The organism is Streptomyces sp. YS-3 (assembly GCF_045257485.1).
Taxonomy (GTDB): Bacteria; Actinomycetota; Actinomycetes; order Streptomycetales; family Streptomycetaceae; genus Streptomyces.
The window spans coordinates 1-18,224 of the sequence record NZ_JBJHPC010000019.1 but is presented as its reverse complement, the minus strand read 5'-3'; the positions used below and the strand labels follow the sequence as shown (position 1 = coordinate 18,224).

The window sequence follows — 18,224 nt, the reverse complement described above, 5'->3', positions numbered from 1 at the left end:
GGTGTGACCCCTACCGATCTCGTCGAGACGCCCGCCGGGGACGCCCGGATCACCTGGCACCACGCCCGTACCCCCCGGCTCCTCCTCGCGCTCGGCCACGGCGCCGGCGGCGGCATCGACGCGCGCGATCTCGTCGCGCTCGCCGGCGCCCTGCCCCCGCTCGGCGTGAGCGTCGCCCTCGTGGAGCAGCCCTGGCGCGTGGCCGGGAAGAAGGTGGCCCCGGCGCCCAGGACCCTGGACACGGGGTGGCGGGCCGTGTGGCCCGCCCTCGCCGCCGCGGGGGTGCCCGTCGTCGCCGGCGGGCGCAGCGCCGGGGCCCGGGTCGCCTGCCGGACCGCGCGCGAGCTCGGGGCGCACGCCGTGCTCGCGCTGAGCTTCCCGCTGCACCCGCCCGGCCGCCCCGAAAAGTCCCGTGCCGAGGAACTGCTGGGGACCGGGGTGCCCACCCTCGTCGTCCAGGGCGGCAACGACCCCTTCGGACGGCCGGGGGAGTTCCCCGAGGGGGAGTACGCGTTGGTGGAAGTGCCGTCCGGGGACCACGGGTTCGCCGTGCCCAAGCGGGGCTCGCTGACGCAGGACGAGGCCCTCGGGATCATCACCGGGGGCGTCGGGCGGTGGGCGGGCGCGCTGCGGGAATGACACGTACCGGTCCGCTGTTGTGACGGACGTGAACATCCGCAGGGCCGGTATTTCGTGGAGAGGGAGTCCGTCGCATGGGTTCGACCATCTGCCCCAGCCGCTCACGCGGCGCTGACCTGGACTGGACGGTGCTGTCGGCGGCCAGGACCGTTCCTGATGGAGCGGCGGGCGGACCGGATCGGCGGGAACCGTCGAAGACTCGACTATTCTCCGATTCGAGCGGGTCCGGCTTCGGACTCGTCACACCGTTCGAGGAGGTGGGTCCGGTCACAGGGACCGACGACGGCCACGTGGAAGAGTCGACCGCCGAGCGCAACGCGCGCTTCGAGCGGGATGCCCTCGGCTACCTCGACCAGATGTACTCGGCCGCGCTGCGCATGACGCGCAACCCCGCGGACGCCGAGGACCTGGTGCAGGAGACCTACGCGAAGGCATACGGATCCTTCCACCAGTTCCGGGAGGGGACGAACCTCAAGGCTTGGCTCTACCGGATTCTCACCAACACCTTCATCAACTCGTACCGCAAGAAGCAGCGTGAACCGCAGCGCAGCGCCGCCGAGGAGATCGAGGACTGGCAGCTCGCGCGCGCCGAGTCGCACATGTCGACCGGACTGCGGTCGGCGGAGTCGCAGGCGCTGGACCACCTGCCCGACTCCGACGTGAAGGAAGCCCTCCAGGCGATCCCCGAGGAGTTCCGCATCGCCGTGTATCTGGCGGACGTGGAGGGCTTTGCGTACAAGGAGATCGCGGACATCATGGGTACACCCATCGGTACGGTGATGTCCCGGCTGCACCGGGGCCGCCGCCAACTGCGCGGAATGCTGGAGGACTACGCCCGTGACCGCGGGCTCGTCCCGGCCGGCGCCGGCGAGTCGGACGAAGCGAAAGGCTCGGGCTCATGAGCTGCGGAGAGCCGCACGAGACGGACTGCTCTGAGGTCCTGGACCATCTCTACGAGTTCCTCGACCACGAGATGCCCGACAGTGACTGCAACAAGTTCGAGGTGCACTTCGAGGAGTGCTCGCCGTGCTTGGAGAAGTACGGCCTCGAACAGGCCGTGAAGAAGCTGGTGAAACGGTGCTGCGGGTCGGACGACGTCCCCGCCGACCTGCGCTCCAAGGTCATGGGCCGGATCGACCTGATCCGCTCCGGCCAGGCCGTGCCGGACCAGGACATCGTCACCGAGGGCTGAGCCGGGAGCCGTTCCCGGCTCCCCGCGCGAGGAAGGGCCGCTGCCACGGGCGCGGCCCTTTTTCCGTCCCTCGAATCCTTACCGGGAATCTGTCACCCGAAGGTGCTAATCCGCCCGGGCCCGAACGGTTCAATCCGACAATGCGCCTACCCGCCGTCCCGTGCGGGCCTATCCTCCCGATCCGGAGCAGGTAGGGAGGCGCGCCATGGACCGACCGCAGTGGCGGACCCTGCCCCGGGGGGCGCGAGCCGTTCTCCTGGGCGCGGTGGTGTCCGCCGGGGCGTGCGCCTTACCCGTGGCGCGCGGGGACGTCCCCTGGGGCGCGCTCAGCCTGCTCGCCGGGCTGTACGCGCTGTGCGAATGGCCCGCGCGCTGCCCCTTCCTCGCCGGCCGCGTCACCGTGCCGACCGCCCCCGGCTTCTTCTTCCCGGTGCTGCTCGCCGCCGCCTTCCTGCTGCCGCCCGCCGCGGCCGTGCTGGTCGCCGTCCCCGGCACGCTCCTCGTCCAGGCCGAGCAGGAGCCCCGGGCCCCGCGCCGGCTGTGGCGGGCGGCCCGGCTGGCGCTCGCCGTGGGCGCCGCCGCCGAGGCGCACGTCCTGCTCGGCGGACGCGCCCCGCTCGGCGGCACCCCGGCCGCCCCGGCCCCCGACTTCCCGTACGTCCTGCTGCCCGCCGGGGCCGCCGCGCTGGTCTTCTGCGCGGTCCTGGCCGCCCTCGACGGGCTCATCCTGTGGACCGCCGAGCGGCTGCCCGCCCGCACCGCCTGGCGCGGGCTGCTGCTGCGCTCGCTTGGCCCGTACTGCGTCCACGGCCTCGCCGGGCTGATGATGGCGGTCCTCTGGCGCAGCCCGTACGGCCCGCCCGCCGCCCTGCTGGTGCTGCTCCCGATGTACGTCTCGTGCTGGGTCTTCGCGCAGTACCACCGCGAGCACGCCGCCCACCAGGCCACCATCCGCGCCCTCGTGCAGGCCGTCGACATCAAGGACACCTACACGCGCGGCCACAGCGAGCGCGTCGGACTCGCCTCGGTGCTGATCGCCCGGGAGCTCGGCATGGAGGAGGGCCGCGTCGAGGTGCTGCGGTTCGCCGGGATCCTGCACGACGTGGGCAAGCTCGGCGTGCCCACCCGGCTGCTGCGCAAGGACGGGCCGCTCACCCCGCACGAGCGCGCGGTGATCGAGCTGCACCCCGAGTACGGCCACGAGATGGTGCGCGGGATCGGGTTCCTCGGCGAGGCGCGCGCCGCGATCCTGCACCACCACGAGCGGCTCGACGGCAGCGGCTACCCCTACGGCCTGGCCGGCGGGCAGATCCCCGAGTTCGCGCGGGTGGTCGCCGTCGCCGACGCCTTCGACGCGATGACCTCGACCCGCTCCTACAGCCGCGCCCGGCCGGTGCGGGCCGCGGTCGAGGAGCTGGAGCGGTGTGCCGGACGCCAGTTCGACCCGGCGATCGTGGGGGCCCTGGTGCGCGCCCTCGACCGGCACGGCTGGCACCCCGCGGTGACGGCCGACGAGCCGGACCGGGGCGCGGACGCGGGACGCCGAAACGTCCCGGCGCGCGACACCGCCCCGGCCGGGCGCCCATGAGCCCCGCGCGGGCGCGCGCGCTGCCCTCCACGGTCGCCGTGGTGTACGGGGCCGCCGCGGCCCTCACCGCCTGGGCCCTGGCCGCCACCTTCTGGACCGGGGTCGAGGAGCCCGGCGTCGCGCTCGCCTTCGGGGCCCTGGTCACGGTCGGGGAGCTGGCCCGCTGGGGGGACGGGGCGGACGAGGGCACCGCCGCCGCGCGCGAGTGCGCGCCGCTCGGCTCGGCGGGCGCCCTCGCCTATGCCCTGCTCGGCCGGAACGCCGGGCACCCCACCCACCACGGCGTCCTCCAGTCCGTCGCCGTGGTGCTGGCCGCCGCCCTGGTCGGCGCGGTGCCGCACGTGGCGGCCGGCCGGGGCCCGAGCCTGGACCGGATGGCCCGGCGGGTGCTGACGGTCGCCTTCGCCGCCGCCTGCTTCCAGCCGCTCTACAACGCGGGCACGCTGGAGCTGTGGGTCGGCCACGGCCCGTACTACGCGCTGTTCCTGCTGCTCGTCCTGGTGCTCACCGCCCTGTGCGACGCGGTCGTCGCCGCCGCGCTGCTGCGGTCCCGCACCTCCTTCCCGTACGGCCCGCTGCTCCGCGACGAGCTGCGGGCGCTGCTCGGCGTCGGCTCGGCGGTCTGCGCCACCGGGGCCGTCATCGCCCTCGCGGTCGCCGTGGCGGGGCTGTGGGCGCTGCCGGTGTTCTGTGTGCCGCTGCTCCTGACCCAGCTGGCGTTCCGGCGGTACGCGGCCGTGCGCACCACCTACCGGCAGACCATCACCTCGCTCGCCCGCGCCACCGAGATCGCCGGCTACACCCAGCCCGGCCACGCCCGCCGGGTCGCGGTGCTCAGCCGGGCCGTCGGGCGCGAGCTGGGGCTGAGCGAGTCCGAGCTGACCGTCCTGGAGTACGCGGCGCTGATGCACGACATCGGCCAGCTCTCGCTGGTCGACCCGGTGCCCGCCGGGGCCACCGCGCTGCTGCCCGCCGCCGAACAGCGCCGGATAGCCCTTCTCGGCGGGGCCGTGGTGCGCCAGACCGGGGTGCCCGCCGAGGTCGCGGTGATCGTGGAACGGCAGGCCGACCCGTACCGCGAGCAGCCGCTGCCCGCCCGGATCGTGCGCGCGGTCAACGCCTACGACGACCTCGCGGGCCCCCCGGGCGGGCCGGGCAGCTCGCTGGACGCCCTGGAGCGGCTCCGGCTGGGCACCGGACGGGACTATCAGCCCGAGGTCGTCGAATCCCTCGCACGCGTCCTGGCCAGGGGCTGTCTGACCCTGGCGGCACCTGGGTAACCCAGGAGTAATGAGCGGCCTTCCGGCCGGGCATGGTTGGATGCGAAAGAACCCAGAAAACTGGGAGACCGAAGACCGGCTCGGAGGCAGGTCGGTCTGGGCAGGCGGGAATCGTGAGGATCTTCGGCAAGGGACGGCACCGGCCCTCCGCCTCGTGGCGGCAGGCCACGGACCGTGCGTTCACGCTGATCGGCGACGGCAGGTACGAGGACGCCGGCGCGCTGCTGACGCGCGCCGCGGACCTGGAACCGTGGCTCTCCGAGTCCTGGTTCAACCTGGCGCTGCTCCACAAGTTCCGGCACGACTGGGAGCAGGCGCGGGCGGCGGGCCTGCGGGCCGTGGCGCTGCTGGACAAGGAGACCGGCGCCCCGGACTGGTGGAACGTCGGGATCGCCGCCACGGCGCTCCAGGACTGGCCGCTGGCGCGGCGGGCCTGGCAGGCGTACGGACTCAAGGTGCGCGGCTATCAGGAGACGGCCACCGGCACCGGTGAGCCGCTGGGGATGGAGCTGGGCAGCGCGGCCGTGCGGCTCTCGCCCGAGGGCGAGGCCGAGGTGGTGTGGGGCCGCAGGCTGGACCCGGCGCGGATCGAGGTCCTGTCGATCCCGCTGCCGTCCTCCGGGCGGCGCTGGGGCGAGGTGGTCCTGCACGACGGGGTGCCGCACGGCGAGCGCACGGTCGCGGCCGGGCCCTCCTTCCCCGTCTTCGACGAGATCGAGCTGTGGGCGCCCTCGCCGGTGCCCACCTGGGTGGTGCTCCTGGAGGCCGCCACCGAGGCCGACCGGGACGCCCTGGAGCGCCTCGCGGCCGACGCGGGCTTCGCCGCCGAGGACTGGTCGTCGTCGGTGCGGCTGCTGTGCCGGGCCTGCTCGGAGTCGACGATGCCCAGCGACGAGGGCGACGGCGAGCACCTGGACCCGCACGACCACAGCGAGCCGGGCCACCCGGGCCCGCTGGGCCACCGCACGGCCGGGGACCTGTGGGTGCCCGAGCGCGAGTGCGGGATCGCGGCGCCGCCCGGGCTGGTGCGCGGACTGCTCGACGGCTGGGTCGCGGACAGCCCCGACAGCCGCGAGTGGCGGGATCTCGAAGAAGTCTGCTGACCGTCCCCCCGGACAGGCCCTAGGCTGTACGGGTTCGGAACCGGGTTATGAGGAAGGCGTACGGCACAGATGTCGCAGCAGGAGACGGACCAGCAGGCCGCGAACGACGGGTTCGTCGTCGACACGGAGGACTGCGAGGAGCGCGAGCAGGCGTACCGCGCGCGGGGCACGTCCCGGCCCATCACGGTCGTCGGCAACCCGGTGCTGCACAAGGAGTGCAAGGACGTCACCGAGTTCGACGACGAGCTCGCCGCGCTGATCGACGACATGTTCGCCAGCCAGCGCACCGCCGAGGGCGTGGGCCTGGCCGCCAACCAGATCGGCGTGGACCTGAAGGTCTTCGTCTACGACTGCCCGGACGACGAGGGCGTGCGCCACGTCGGCGCCGTGTGCAACCCGGTCCTGGAGGAGCTCCCCGCCGACCGCCGGGTCCTGGACGAGTCCAACGAGGGCTGCCTCTCGGTCCCCACCGCCTACGCGGAGCTGGCCCGCCCCGACTACGCGGTGGTCCGCGGCCAGGACGCCCAGGGCAACCCGATCCGGGTCCGCGGCACCGGCTACTTCGCCCGCTGCCTCCAGCACGAGACGGACCACCTGTACGGCTACCTGTACATCGACCGCCTGTCCAAGCGCGACCGCAAGGACGCGCTGCGGCAGATGGCGGAGAACACGCCCCGCTACGAGATCGTCCCGAACGCGTAGCCGTCCATACGTACGGCGAAGGGCCCCGCACCACGGACGGTGCGGGGCCCTTCGCCGTACGCGGGGGCTAGAACTCCTCGTCGAAGCCCACCGAGCCCTCGACCGCCACCTGGTAGGCGGACGGGCGGCGCTCGAAGAAGTTCGTGAGCTCCTGGACGCCCTGGAGCTCCATGAAGGAGAACGGGTTCGAGGAGCCGTACACCGGCGCGAAGCCGAGGCGCGTGAGGCGCTGGTCGGCGACGCACTGGAGGTACTCGCGCATCGACGCCGTGTTCATACCCGGCAGACCCTCGCCGCACAGGTCACGGCCGAACTGGAGCTCCGCCTCGACGGCCTCCTTGATCATGTCGGTGACCTGCTGCTGGAGCGCGTCGTCGAAGAGCTCCGGCTCCTCCTTGCGGACGGTGTCCACGACCTCGAAGGCGAAGTTCATGTGCATCGTCTCGTCGCGGAACACCCAGTTGGTGCCGGTGGCGAGGCCGTGCAGCAGACCGCGCGAGCGGAACCAGTACACGTACGCGAAGGCGCCGTAGAAGAACAGGCCCTCGATGCACGCGGCGAAGCAGATCAGGTTCAGCAGGAAGCGGCGGCGGTCGGCCTTGGTCTCCAGCCGGTCGAGCTTCTCGACCTCGTTGATCCACTTGAAGCAGAACTGCGCCTTCTCACGGATGGAGGGGATGTTCTCCACCGCGTCGAACGCCGCCGCGCGGTCGTCCGGGTCGGGCAGATAGGTGTCGAGCAGCGTCAGATAGAACTGGACGTGCACGGCCTCCTCGAAGAGCTGGCGGCTCAGGTACAGCCGCGCCTCGGGGGAGTTGATGTGCTTGTACAGCGTCAGGACCAGGTTGTTCGCCACGATCGAGTCGCCCGTGGCGAAGAACGCCACCAGCCGGCCGATCATGTGCTGCTCGCCCGGCGAGAGCTTGGCGAGGTCGGCGACGTCGGAGTGGAGGTCGACCTCCTCCACCGTCCAGGTGTTCTTGATCGCGTCCCGGTAGCGCTCGTAGAAGTCCGGGTAGCGCATCGGACGCAGGGTCAGTTCGAAGCCCGGGTCGAGCAGGTTCTTCTCGGAGTTGGCGGTCATTACTGGCAGGCCTCGCAGGACTCGGGGTTCTCAAGGGAGCAGGCGACCGCGTCGGCGTCGGGGGCGGCCTGCTGGACGGGGATGGGGGCGCTGGCCTGTGCGGCGCGGGCGATGCGCGTGGCCGGGCGCGAGCGCAGGTAGTACGTCGTCTTCAGCCCCTGCTTCCAGGCGTACGCGTACATCGACGACAGCTTGCCGATGGTGGGCGTCTCCAGGAACAGGTTCAGCGACTGCGACTGGTCCAGGAACGGGGTACGGGCCGCGGCCATGTCGATCAGGCCGCGCTGCGGGATCTCCCAGGCCGTGCGGTAGAGCGCGCGCACGTCGGCCGGGATCCAGCTGAAGTCCTGGACCGAGCCGCTCGCCTCGCGCAGCGCCTCGCGGGACTGCGCGTCCCACACGCCGAGCCGCTTCAGGTCCTCCACCAGGTAGGCGTTGACCTGGAGGAACTCACCCGAGAGCGTCTCGCGCTTGAAGAGGTTGGAGACCTGCGGCTCGATGCACTCGTAGACACCGGCGATGGAGGCGATGGTCGCGGTCGGGGCGATCGCGAGCAGCAGCGAGTTGCGCATGCCCACCGCGGCGATCCGCTCGCGCAGCGCCGCCCAGCGCTCCGGCCAGTTCAGCTCGACGTCGTAGTGGTCGGGGTGCAGCACACCGCGGGCCGTACGGGTCTTGTCCCAGGCCGGCAGCGGGCCCGAGCGCTCGGCGAGGTCGCAGGACGCCTCGTACGCGGTGAGCATGATGCGCTCGGCGAGCCGGGTCGACAGCGCCTTCGCCTCGGGGGAGTCGAAGGGCAGGCGCAGCTTGAAGAAGACGTCCTGGAGGCCCATCGCGCCCAGGCCCACCGGACGCCACTTGGCGTTGGAGCGGCCGGCCTGCTCGGTCGGGTAGAAGTTGATGTCGACGACCCGGTCCAGGAACGTCACGGCGGTGCGGACGGCCGCGTCCAGACGCTCCCAGTCGATCTCGCCGGAGGCCAGCACGAAGGCGCCGAGGTTGACCGAGCCGAGGTTGCAGACGGCCGTCTCGCCGTCGTCGGTGACCTCCAGGATCTCGGTGCACAGATTGGAGGAGTGGACCGTGTGGCCGGGCTCCGCCGTCTGGTTGGCGGTCCGGTTGGAGGCGTCCTTGAAGGTCATCCAGCCGTTGCCGGTCTGCGCCAGGGTGCGCATCATCCGGCCGTACAGGTCCCGCGCCGGGATCGTCTTCTGGGCCAGACCCGCGGCCTCGGCCCTGCGGTAGGCGGCGTCGAACTCGTCGCCCCACAGGTCGACCAGCTCGGGCACGTCGGCGGGGGAGAACAGTGACCAGGTGCCGTCCGCGTCCACCCGGCGCATGAACTCGTCCGGGATCCAGTGCGCCAGGTTCAGGTTGTGGGTGCGCCGGGCGTCCTCGCCGGTGTTGTCGCGCAGCTCCAGGAACTCCTCGATGTCGGAGTGCCAGGTCTCCAGGTACACCGCCGCGGCGCCCTTGCGCCGGCCGCCCTGGTTGACCGCCGCCACCGAGGCGTCCAGCGTCTTCAGGAACGGCACGATGCCGTTGGAGTGGCCGTTGGTGCCCCGGATGAGCGAACCGCGCGAGCGGATGCGGGAGTACGACAGGCCGATGCCGCCGGCGTGCTTGGACAGGCGCGCCACCTGGTGGTAGCGGTCGTAGATCGAGTCCAGCTCGTCCAGCGGGGAGTCCAGCAGGTAGCAGCTGGACATCTGCGGGTGGCGGGTACCGGAGTTGAAGAGCGTGGGGGAGGACGGCAGGTAGTCGAGCCGGCTCATCAGCCCGTACAGCGAGGCGACCTCGTCCAGCGCGCGCACCGAGTCGTCCTCGGCCAGGCCCGCCGCGACCCGGAGCATGAAGTACTGCGGGGTCTCGATGACCTGGCGGGTGATCGGGTGGCGCAGGAGGTAGCGGGAGTAGAGCGTGCGCAGGCCGAAGTAGCCGAAGCGGTCGTCGGCGCCGTCCGCGAGGGAGGCCGCGACCAGCGCGTCGAGCCGGGCCGCGTGCAGCCGCACGAAGTCGGCGGTGCGGTCCGCGATCAGCCCCTCGCGGTGGCCGACCTCGACCGACTCGGAGAACGAGACCGAGCCCTGGCCCGCGGCCTCCTCGGCGATCGTGAGCGTCAGCAGCCGGGCGGCGAGGCGGGAGTACGCCGGGTCCTCGGAGATCAGACCCGCGGCGGCCTCGGTGGCGAGCCCACGCAGCTCCGCCTCGTCCGAGCGCGCGTTGCGTCCGCGCAGCGCGGCGGCGGCGACCCGGCCGGGGTCGGTGTCCACCAGATCGGCGGTGAGGTCGGTCAGGGTCCGCAGCAGCGCGGTCCCGGGGGCGTCGACCGACTCCTCGGTGATCGCTGAAGCGGGATCCGCAGGGGCGATGGTCACGTGGGGGCACTCCTCGCTCGGCACGGGGCCTCTGGGAAGTGCGCGGGCACACGGACACACCCCCTCGGGGGTACGCCGCGTCCACTGCCCATTCCGCGAGGCCCGGACGTCTCGGCACCCGGACCGGACGGTCAGGGCGCGCTGTCCGGCAGGTCCTCGGACTGAACAAGTACGCGAATGCGTACCAGTACACCGTTGCGGGACAGTTCCGGATTTGCACCGGATTCCCCTGCGGCGACAGCGAGCATGAGCATACATCTTGTGCCGGGCTCCGGCGGCACCCCCACATGTTGTGTCGTGTCGGCTTCGGAGGGTGTCGGAGCGTCAACTCGTCCTCCCGCAACGCGACAACGGGCCGCCGGATTCCCGGCGGCCCGTCGTCGCGTACGGAGGAGGGGGCGGCTAGTGCGCGGAGCCCGCCGTCGCCGGGGGCAGCTCCGTCTGTACGCCAGGGTCGCCCGCGTCCGCCGTGTAGTCCTGCGGGGACGTCTCGTCGGCCCCGTCAGGGGCCTTCACGGCCCGCAGGACGAACGTGAGGACCACCGTGACCACCACGTTCAGGACGAAGGCCGTCAGGCCGATGTAGCCGATCTCACCGATGCCGGGGATCTCCTTGGAGCTGCCGCCGAAGTGCTTCTGGGTGGGGGAGGCGACCCCGTACGCGGCGAGCGTGCCGTAGGCCATGCCGACCGCCCAGCCCGCGAGCAGCGCCCAGCGGTGGAACCAGCGCGTGAACAGACCGCCCACCAGGGCCGGGAAGGTCTGCAGGATCCAGATGCCGCCGAGCAGCTGGAAGTTGATCGCGACCGTCTTGTCCATGGTCAGGACGAAGACCAGCGCGCCCACCTTCACCAGGAGCGAGACGATCTTGGAGACCTGTGCCTCCTGCCTGGGCGTGGCGTCCGGCTTGATGAAGTCCCGGTAGATGTTGCGGGTGAACAGGTTCGCCGCCGCGATCGACATGATGGCCGCCGGGACGAGCGCGCCGATGCCGATCGCCGCGAAGGCCACGCCCGCGAACCAGTCCGGGAACATGTCCTCGAAGAGCTGCGGGATGGCCAGCTGGCCGTTCTTGACCTTGACCCCGGCGGCGATCGCCATGAAGCCGAGCAGCGCGAGCAGACCCAGCATCAGCGAGTACAGGGGCAGGATCGTGGTGTTGCGGCGGATGACGTTGCGGCTGCGGGAGGAGAGGGTCGCCGTGATCGAGTGCGGGTACATGAACAGCGCCAGCGCGGAGCCGAGGGCGAGCGTGGCGTAGGTCCACTGGCCCGCCTCGCCGGGCACCAGCGCGCCGGTGGGCTTGCCGGCCGCGTTGGGCGTCTCGAACTTGTGCCGGGCCGCCGCGAAGATGTCGTCGAAGCCGCCGAGCTTGATCGGGATGTAGATGATCGCCACCAGGATGACGATGTAGATGAGCGTGTCCTTCACGAACGCGATCAGGGCGGGGGCGCGCAGACCCGATGAGTAGGTGTACGCGGCGAGCACCGCGAACGCGATCAGCAGCGGCAGGTCCTTGACGAACCAGTTGCCGGAGCCGCCGATGCCCATCACGTCCAGCACCGCCTGGATGCCGACGAGCTGGAGCGCGATGTAGGGCATCGTGGCGAGGATGCCGGTGACCGCGACCGCGAGCGAGAGGCTCTTGGAGCCGAACCGGCCGCGGACGAAGTCCGAGGTCGTCACATAGCCGTGCTTGTGCGAGACCGACCAGAGCCGCGGCAGGAACGTGAAGATCAGCGGATAGACGAGGATCGTGTACGGCACCGCGAAGAACCCGGCCGCGCCCGCCGCGTACACCGCCGCCGGGACCGCGACGAAGGTGTACGCCGTGTAGAGGTCACCGCCGAGCAGGAACCAGGTGACCCAGGTGCCGAACGAGCGCCCGCCCAGCCCCCATTCGTCGAGGCTGTGCTCGTTCTCGGCGCGGCGCCAGCGGGCGGCCATGAAGCCGACGACCGTCACGGCGAGGAAGAAGAAGATGAAGACGCCGAGCGCGACGCCGTTCACCCCGTCCTTGGCTGCGAGCGTCACTTGCCCTCACCCGCCTTGCGGCCCTGCTGGTCACGCTGCCACAGCTTGTACGCGAGCATCGTGAGCGCGGTGGAGATGATCACCCACAGCATCTGGTACCAGTAGAAGAACGGGATCCCGGCGAGGGCCGGGTCGGCCTTCGCGTACGAACCGACCCACAGCATCGCCACGAAGGGCGCGATCAGGCAGAGCGCGATGACCACGCGCACCGGCGTGATCACCGCTCTCGGCGTTTGCGTTGTTTCCGGCATGGTGGCTCCGTCCCCTCACTGTGCTCACCTGTTGTAATGCGCACGAAATCTAGGGGACGGAATCCCGCCACGGAACCCCTGTACCGGATACCGGACGGGAACCGGCGTCCGGTTCAGTCTGTCGGCCGCCTCAGCCGGTCGGGGCGCCTCAGTCCGTCGGCCGCTTCAGCCGCGCGACGAACTTGTAGCGGTCGCCGCGGTAGACCGAGCGCACCCACTCCACCGGCTCGCCGTCGCCGTCCAGGGAGTGCCGGGAGAGCATCAGCATCGGCAGGCCCACGTCCGTGCCGAGCAGTCCGGCCTCGCGCGGGGTGGCCAGCGACGTCTCGATGGTCTCCTCGGCCTCGGCGAGCCGCACCCCGTACACCTCGTTGAGGGCGGTGTAGAGGGAGGTGTACTTGACGAGCGAGCGGCGCAGCGCGGGGAAGCGCTTGGCGGACAGGTGCGTGGTCTCGATCGCCATCGGCTCACCGCTCGCCAGCCGCAGCCGCTCGATGCGCAGCACCCTGCCGCCCGCGGCGATGTCGAGCAGCCCGGCGAGCGTGTCGTCGGCCGTCACATAGCCGATGTCCAGGAGCTGCGAGGTGGGCTCCAGGCCCTGGGCGCGCATGTCCTCGGTGTACGAGGTCAGTTGCAGGGCCTGGGAGACCTTGGGCTTGGCGACGAACGTGCCCTTGCCCTGGATGCGCTCCAGGCGCCCCTCCACGACCAGCTCCTGGAGGGCCTGGCGCACGGTGGTGCGGGAGGTGTCGAACTCGGCGGCCAGGGTGCGCTCGGGCGGCACCGGGGTCCCCGGCGGCAGGGTCTCCGTCATGTCGAGCAGATGCCGCTTGAGGCGGTAGTACTTGGGCACGCGAGCGGTCCGGGCGCCGGCGCCCGCCTCTGTCTCCGTACCGCTCCCGTCGGTGGCCATGGCCCGCCTTCCCGAGTGCTGCGCTGCTGCCGTCACCGGCTCCTCCGTCTGTCGCGGCTCACATGGTGGCACGGACCGGTCACGGGTCGTCGCCCTCCCTCAGGTGTCGGTCCGATAACGGACGCGACAGCCCTTCTTATACACCCTTGACACCCCTAAAGGTCTAGGCCAAGCTCCCGGTACTGGTCTAAACCATTAAAGACCAGGTCCCGGCCCCACAGCAGTAACCGTCATATGTCTTCGCGGTGGGCGGGGGGTTGCAGCATCCCTGAGGAGGGTGGCGTGAAGCGCAAGCTCATCGCGGCGATCGGCGTCGCGGGCATGTTGGTCGGCATCGCGGCGTGTGGCTCCGACGACAAGAAGGACGGGGCCGAGGGCGGCGACGCCAAGCAGCTGACGGTCTGGCTGACGGTCGACGCGCAGAAGAACTGGCCGGACCTGGTCAAGGCGGCCGACGACGCGATCGTGGCCAAGCACCCGGGCCTGAAGATCAACCACGAGTACTACGGCTGGCCGGACAAGAACGCCAAGCTCGACGCCGTGCTCGCCACCGACAAGGCCCCCGACGTGGTCGAGATGGGCAACACCGAGATGCTCGCCTACTCGGTCAAGGGCGCCTTCGCGGAGGTCGACCCGTCGAAGTTCGACAACTCCTCCGCCTGGCTCGACGGCCTCAAGGCCTCGGTCACCTACGACGGCAAGACCTACGGCGTCCCGTACTACGCCGGTGGCCGCACCGCCACCTGGCGCAAGGACGTCGCCGCCGAGGCCGGCGTCACCGCCATCCCGAAGACGTACACCGAGCTGACCGCCGACCTGGACAAGATCCAGGCGAAGAAGGGCGACAAGTTCAGCGCCTGGTACCAGCCGAGCCGCGACTGGTACGCGGCCATGTCGTACGTGTACGACGCCGGCGGCTCCATCGCCAAGGAGGACGGCGGCAAGTTCAAGGGCAACCTGTCCTCGCCGGAGTCCCTCAAGGGTCTGAACGAGTACAAGAACATCCTCGACAAGTACATGCACGGCGACAAGACGAAGGACGAGGCCGACCGTCCGATCGTCTACGGCCAGGGCAAGTCCGGTCTGGTCTTCAGCCCGGCCTGGGAGGGCGCCAACGCGGCCCTGCCCGAGAACGACAAGGTCGGCAAGCTCGCCGACAAGATCGAGTCGTTCGTGATGCCCGGCCCGTCCGGCAAGGCCATGCCGGTCTTCCTCGGCGGCTCGGACCTCGCGGTCCCGGTCAAGTCCAGGGCGCAGGCGCTCGCCGCCGAGTGGATCAACGCGTTCACCGGCACCCAGGGCCAGAAGGGCCTGATCTCCAAGCAGAACCTGCCCAACAACAAGACGGCCCTCGCCCCGCTGAAGTCGGACCCGAAGACGGCCGTCGCGGCCACCGCGGCCGAGTCCAGCTGGTTCGTGCCCATGGCCCCGGGCTGGGGCCAGGTCGAGAAGGCCAAGGTCCTCCAGGACATGCTGCAGGCCATCGGTACCGGCAAGAAGTCGGTCGAGCAGGCCGCGAAGGACGCGGACGCCGCGATCGACAAGGTCATCAACACCAAGTGACCTGTGGGCGAGGGCCCCGTCGGACACGCGACGGGGCCCTCGCCCGGCCAGTACCGAAAGAGGGACCGCTAGGAGCGCGCGATGAGTGCCGCAGAGACAACCACCGCCAAGGTGCCGCCGGCGCGGCGCGACCCACTACCGGGTGGGGGACCCGGGAAGCCGAAGAGGCCGGTCGGCAGACGCGGAGCGGGACAGGCGGCGGTGCCCTGGGCGCTGCTCGCCCCGTGCCTGCTGGCGCTCGCCCTGGTCCTCGGCTATCCGCTGGTACGCCTGGTCACCCTGTCGTTCCAGAAGTTCGGCCAGCCGCAGCTGTGGGGCTTCAAGGACCCGGAGTCGGCCGGCTTCGACAACTTCACCAACGTCCTGGGCGACAGCGAGTTCTGGACCGTCGTCGTGCGGACCGTGCTGTTCGCCTTCACCGCGGTCGTGCTGACCATGGTGCTGGGCATGCTGGTCGCCCTGCTGCTCCAGCGGGTCTCCGGCTGGGTCAAGACCCTGGTCAACATCGCCCTGGTGGCGAGCTGGGGCATGCCGATCGTCGTCGCCATCACCATCTTCAAGTGGATGTTCGACAGTGACTTCGGCGTACTGAACTGGCTGCTCAGCCAGGTGCCCGGGGTCGACATGATCGGCCACAACTGGTTCGCCAGCGGCACCCAGGGCCTCGCCGTCATCATGCTGCTCGTGGTCTGGGGCGCGGTGCCGTTCGTCGTCATCACCCTCAGCGCGGGCCTCACCCAGGTCCCGCAGGAACTGGAGGAGGCCGCCCGGCTCGACGGCGCGGGCTCCTGGGGTGTGTTCCGGCATGTGACGCTGCCGATCCTCAAGCCCATCATCGTGATGCTGGCGACCCTCTCGGTCATCTGGGACATGGGGGTCTTCCCGCAGGTCTTCGTGATGCGCGGCAACCACCCCGAGCCGGAGTTCCAGCTGCTGACCACGTACTCGTACGACAAGGCGTTCGTGGTCAACGACTACTCGCAGGGCTCCGCGATCGCGCTTCTGACCGTGCTGCTGCTGCTCGGTGTGATCGCCGTGTACATGCGGCAGATGCTGAAGATCGGAGAGGTGGAGTAACCAAGATGGCTGCCTCCAACGCGCAGGCGCTCGCCCGCCCCCGCAAGAAGAAGTCCAAGCTCGGCTGGAACCTGCTCGGACTGCTGGTCTTCGCCACCGCGGGCTTCCCGGTCTACTGGATGCTCAACACCGCGCTCAAGCCGGCCAAGGACGCGATCGACCCGGACCCGCACTTCTTCCCCCGGACGCTCACCACCGAGAACTTCCGCCGGGCGCTGGACGTCGGGGACTTCTGGGGCTCGATCGGCCGCTCGCTGATCGTCTCCGTCGTGGTCGTGGTGATCGGCATCGCGGTCGGACTGCTCGCGGCGCTCGCCATCTCGCGGTTCGCGTTCCGGGGCCGCAAGATCGTGATCATCGGCATCCTGGCGGTCCAGATGGTCCCGCTGGTCGCGATGATCATCCCGGTCTTCCTGCTCCTCAACGACCTGGGCCAGTACGACAAGCTGTCCGGCCTGATCCTCACCTATCTGACCTTCATCCTCCCCTTCACGGTCTGGACGCTGCGCGGCTTCATCGTCAACGTCCCCAAGGAGCTGGAGGAGGCGGCGATGGTCGACGGGTGCAGCCGCACCGGCGCGTTCATCCGCGTCGTCTTCCCGCTGCTGGCCCCCGGCATGGTGGCCACCTCGGTTTACGGCTTCATCCAGGCGTGGAACGAATACCTCTACGCGCTCATGCTGATGAGCCAGAACCACCAGACCGCCACCGTGTGGCTGTCCAGCTTCACCACCCAGCACGGCACCGAGTTCGCCCCGATGATGGCCGGCTCCACCATGATGGCCGTCCCCATCGTGGTTCTCTTCCTCCTCGTCCAGCGCAAGATGGCCGCGGGTCTGACGGCCGGCGCAGTGAAGGGATAACGCCGCCCCATGACGACGATCGCACGCAGCACCGACACACTCACGCGCGACGCCCTCACCGTCCTGCAGCCCGGCTTCGTCGGCACCACCGCCCCCGACTGGCTGCTGCGCCGGATCGGCGAAGGCCTCACCTCGGTGGGCCTGTTCGGCCGCAACATCGCCACGGCCGGCCAGCTGGCCGCCCTGACGTCCCAGCTGCGGGCCGAACGGGACGACGTCCTGGTGGCCATCGACGAGGAGGGCGGCGACGTCACCCGGCTGGAGGTCCGTACGGGCTCGTCCTTCCCCGGCAACCTGGCGCTCGGGTCGGTGGACGACACCGGCCTGACCCGGGCGGTGGCGCACGAGCTCGGCCGCCGGCTCGCGGCCTGCGGGGTGGACCTCAACTGGGCCCCGTCCGCCGACGTCAACTCCAATCCCGGCAACCCGGTCATCGGAGTACGGTCGTTCGGCGCCGACCCGCACCTGGTGGCACGGCACACCGCCGCGTACATCGAGGGGCTCCAGGCCGCCGGGGTCGCCGCCTGCACCAAGCACTTCCCCGGCCACGGCGACACGGCGGTCGACTCGCACCACGCGCTGCCGCGCATCGACGTGGACCTCGACACCCTGCACGCCCGTGAACTGGTGCCGTTCCGCGCGGCGATCGCCGCGGGTTCCAAGTCGGTCATGAGCGCGCACATCCTGCTGCCCGCGCTCGACCCGGCCCGCCCGGCGACGCTGAGCCCCCGTGTTCTGACCGGACTGCTGCGCGAGGAACTCGGCTACGACGGGCTGATCGTCACCGACGCCGTGGAGATGCAGGCCATCGCCTCGACGTACGGGATCGAGCGCGGCTCGGTCCTCGCGATCGCGGCCGGCGCCGACGCGCTGTGCGTCGGCGGCGGCCTGGCGGACGAGGACACCGTGCTGCGGCTGCGCGACGCCCTGGTCGCGGCGGTACGCGAGGGGGACCTGCCCGAACCACGCCTGGCCGACGCGGCGGAGCGGGTACGCGCGCTCGCGTCCTGGACCCGGCGGGCCAGGGGGGACGTGGCGGGGCCGGGCGCGGAGGTGCAGGAGGGGACCGCGCCCGGCGCCGATATCGGACTGGTCGCGGCGCGGCGCGCGCTGCGGGTCACCGGTGACGCGCTCCCGCTGACCGGGCCGCCCCATGKGGCGGCCTTCACCCCCGTCGCGAACATCGCGGTCGGCGACGAGACGCCGTGGGGGGTGGCGGCGGAGCTGGCGGCGCTGCTGCCGGGGACGTCGACGGGCACCTACGGCCCGTCCGTGGACCCGTCCTCGGTGCTGGCCGCGGCCGGGTCCCGCCGGATCGTGGCGGTCGTACGGGACGAGCACCGGCATCCGTGGATGGGGGCGACGCTGGACGCGCTGCTGTCGGCGCGGCCGGACACGGTGGTGGTGGAGATGGGGGTGCCGCAGGCCGCTGCCCGGGGTGCGGTGCATATCGCTACGCACGGGGCGGCGAGGGTGTGCGGCCGGGCAGCAGCGGAGGCCCTGTCCCCGACCCCCTGAACCCCTGGGGCCCTGTGCTGCCCGGGTCCGTCTGCGGGC

The 18,224-nt window shown here is 71.2% G+C and carries 16 protein-coding genes and 1 riboswitch; of the genes, 11 read left to right on the top strand and 5 right to left on the bottom strand.

The features are described 5' to 3' along the window. The first annotated feature begins 3 nt into the window (after positions 1-3). The 7 genes from ACJA3G_RS03555 to def all read left to right on the top strand — a co-directional run bounded on the left by ACJA3G_RS03555 (position 4) and on the right by def (position 6,504). Positions 4-639: an alpha/beta family hydrolase gene (locus tag ACJA3G_RS03555; protein WP_406551374.1), complete on the top strand. Its 636-nt coding sequence runs from the start codon at positions 4-6 to the stop codon at positions 637-639. A 257-nt stretch (positions 640-896) separates the two neighbouring features. Continuing rightward, positions 897-1,541, top strand: coding sequence for a sigma-70 family RNA polymerase sigma factor (locus ACJA3G_RS03550; protein WP_180357259.1), 645 nt, complete (start codon positions 897-899; stop codon positions 1,539-1,541). Then, complete coding sequence (gene rsrA / locus ACJA3G_RS03545) at positions 1,538-1,831, top strand: mycothiol system anti-sigma-R factor (RefSeq protein WP_358832388.1); 294 nt, start codon at positions 1,538-1,540, stop codon at positions 1,829-1,831. Before ACJA3G_RS03550 ends, rsrA begins: the two co-directional genes overlap by 4 nt. A 205-nt stretch (positions 1,832-2,036) precedes the next feature. Continuing rightward, positions 2,037-3,419 (top strand): HD-GYP domain-containing protein, encoded by a 1,383-nt coding sequence (locus tag ACJA3G_RS03540; RefSeq protein WP_406551373.1) that lies wholly within the window; start codon positions 2,037-2,039, stop codon positions 3,417-3,419. Beyond that, positions 3,416-4,699: an HD-GYP domain-containing protein gene (locus ACJA3G_RS03535; RefSeq protein WP_406551372.1), complete on the top strand. Its 1,284-nt coding sequence runs from the start codon at positions 3,416-3,418 to the stop codon at positions 4,697-4,699. The genes ACJA3G_RS03540 and ACJA3G_RS03535 overlap by 4 nt, the downstream gene beginning before the upstream one ends. A 113-nt stretch (positions 4,700-4,812) precedes the next feature. Beyond that, positions 4,813-5,802: a tetratricopeptide repeat protein gene (locus ACJA3G_RS03530; RefSeq protein WP_406551371.1), complete on the top strand. Its 990-nt coding sequence runs from the start codon at positions 4,813-4,815 to the stop codon at positions 5,800-5,802. A gap of 69 nt (positions 5,803-5,871) precedes the next feature. Then, complete coding sequence (gene def, locus ACJA3G_RS03525; protein ID WP_406551370.1) at positions 5,872-6,504, top strand: peptide deformylase; 633 nt, start codon at positions 5,872-5,874, stop codon at positions 6,502-6,504. Between the two features lie 67 nt (positions 6,505-6,571). Here def and ACJA3G_RS03520 read toward each other — a convergent pair whose 3' ends face one another. The 5 genes from ACJA3G_RS03520 to ACJA3G_RS03500 all read right to left on the bottom strand — a co-directional run bounded on the left by ACJA3G_RS03520 (position 6,572) and on the right by ACJA3G_RS03500 (position 13,164). Continuing rightward, positions 6,572-7,588, bottom strand: coding sequence for a ribonucleotide-diphosphate reductase subunit beta (locus ACJA3G_RS03520; protein ID WP_406551369.1), 1,017 nt, complete (start codon positions 7,586-7,588; stop codon positions 6,572-6,574). Continuing rightward, the gene (locus tag ACJA3G_RS03515) at positions 7,588-9,966 is read right to left on the bottom strand and encodes a ribonucleoside-diphosphate reductase subunit alpha (RefSeq protein WP_406551368.1); all 2,379 of its coding nucleotides are present in this window, start codon (positions 9,964-9,966) and stop codon (positions 7,588-7,590) included. Before ACJA3G_RS03515 ends, ACJA3G_RS03520 begins: the two co-directional genes overlap by 1 nt. 129 nt (positions 9,967-10,095) lie before the next feature. Continuing rightward, a riboswitch (cobalamin riboswitch) is annotated at positions 10,096-10,250 on the bottom strand. Between the two features lie 118 nt (positions 10,251-10,368). Beyond that, entirely contained in the window at positions 10,369-12,000 is a 1,632-nt protein-coding gene (gene mctP, locus ACJA3G_RS03510; protein WP_406551367.1) for a monocarboxylate uptake permease MctP, read from the bottom strand. Beyond that, entirely contained in the window at positions 11,997-12,251 is a 255-nt protein-coding gene (locus tag ACJA3G_RS03505; RefSeq protein ID WP_406551366.1) for a DUF3311 domain-containing protein, read from the bottom strand. The genes mctP and ACJA3G_RS03505 overlap by 4 nt, the downstream gene beginning before the upstream one ends. Positions 12,252-12,399: 148 nt before the next feature. Continuing rightward, positions 12,400-13,164: a GntR family transcriptional regulator gene (locus ACJA3G_RS03500; protein WP_406551365.1), complete on the bottom strand. Its 765-nt coding sequence runs from the start codon at positions 13,162-13,164 to the stop codon at positions 12,400-12,402. A 282-nt stretch (positions 13,165-13,446) separates the two neighbouring features. On the opposite strand from ACJA3G_RS03500, the gene ACJA3G_RS03495 reads away from it, so the two are divergent. The 4 genes from ACJA3G_RS03495 (at position 13,447) to ACJA3G_RS03480 (ending at position 18,185) form a co-directional block, all read left to right on the top strand. Beyond that, positions 13,447-14,727, top strand: a complete 1,281-nt coding sequence (locus ACJA3G_RS03495) for an extracellular solute-binding protein (protein ID WP_406551364.1) — start codon at positions 13,447-13,449, stop codon at positions 14,725-14,727. An 81-nt stretch (positions 14,728-14,808) separates the two neighbouring features. Then, entirely contained in the window at positions 14,809-15,804 is a 996-nt protein-coding gene (locus ACJA3G_RS03490; RefSeq protein WP_406551363.1) for a carbohydrate ABC transporter permease, read from the top strand. A 5-nt stretch (positions 15,805-15,809) separates the two neighbouring features. Beyond that, the gene (locus tag ACJA3G_RS03485; protein WP_406551362.1) at positions 15,810-16,667 is read left to right on the top strand and encodes a carbohydrate ABC transporter permease; all 858 of its coding nucleotides are present in this window, start codon (positions 15,810-15,812) and stop codon (positions 16,665-16,667) included. A 9-nt stretch (positions 16,668-16,676) separates the two neighbouring features. Beyond that, positions 16,677-18,185, top strand: coding sequence for a glycoside hydrolase family 3 protein (locus ACJA3G_RS03480; RefSeq protein WP_406551361.1), 1,509 nt, complete (start codon positions 16,677-16,679; stop codon positions 18,183-18,185). Positions 18,186-18,224 lie beyond the last annotated feature (39 nt).

What these genes read in the sequence shown, in the direction of transcription:
- ACJA3G_RS03505 (WP_406551366.1), bottom strand. Translation starts at nt 12,251, where the DNA reads ATGCCGGAAACAACGCAAACGCCGAGAGCGGTGATCACGCCGGTGCGC.
- ACJA3G_RS03520 (WP_406551369.1), bottom strand. Translation starts at nt 7,588, where the DNA reads ATGACCGCCAACTCCGAGAAGAACCTGCTCGACCCGGGCTTCGAACTG.
- ACJA3G_RS03490 (WP_406551363.1), top strand. Translation starts at nt 14,809, where the DNA reads ATGAGTGCCGCAGAGACAACCACCGCCAAGGTGCCGCCGGCGCGGCGC.
- ACJA3G_RS03500 (WP_406551365.1), bottom strand. Translation starts at nt 13,164, where the DNA reads ATGGCCACCGACGGGAGCGGTACGGAGACAGAGGCGGGCGCCGGCGCC.
- def (WP_406551370.1), top strand. Translation starts at nt 5,872, where the DNA reads ATGTCGCAGCAGGAGACGGACCAGCAGGCCGCGAACGACGGGTTCGTC.
- ACJA3G_RS03540 (WP_406551373.1), top strand. Translation starts at nt 2,037, where the DNA reads ATGGACCGACCGCAGTGGCGGACCCTGCCCCGGGGGGCGCGAGCCGTT.
- ACJA3G_RS03535 (WP_406551372.1), top strand. Translation starts at nt 3,416, where the DNA reads ATGAGCCCCGCGCGGGCGCGCGCGCTGCCCTCCACGGTCGCCGTGGTG.
- rsrA (WP_358832388.1), top strand. Translation starts at nt 1,538, where the DNA reads ATGAGCTGCGGAGAGCCGCACGAGACGGACTGCTCTGAGGTCCTGGAC.
- ACJA3G_RS03485 (WP_406551362.1), top strand. Translation starts at nt 15,810, where the DNA reads ATGGCTGCCTCCAACGCGCAGGCGCTCGCCCGCCCCCGCAAGAAGAAG.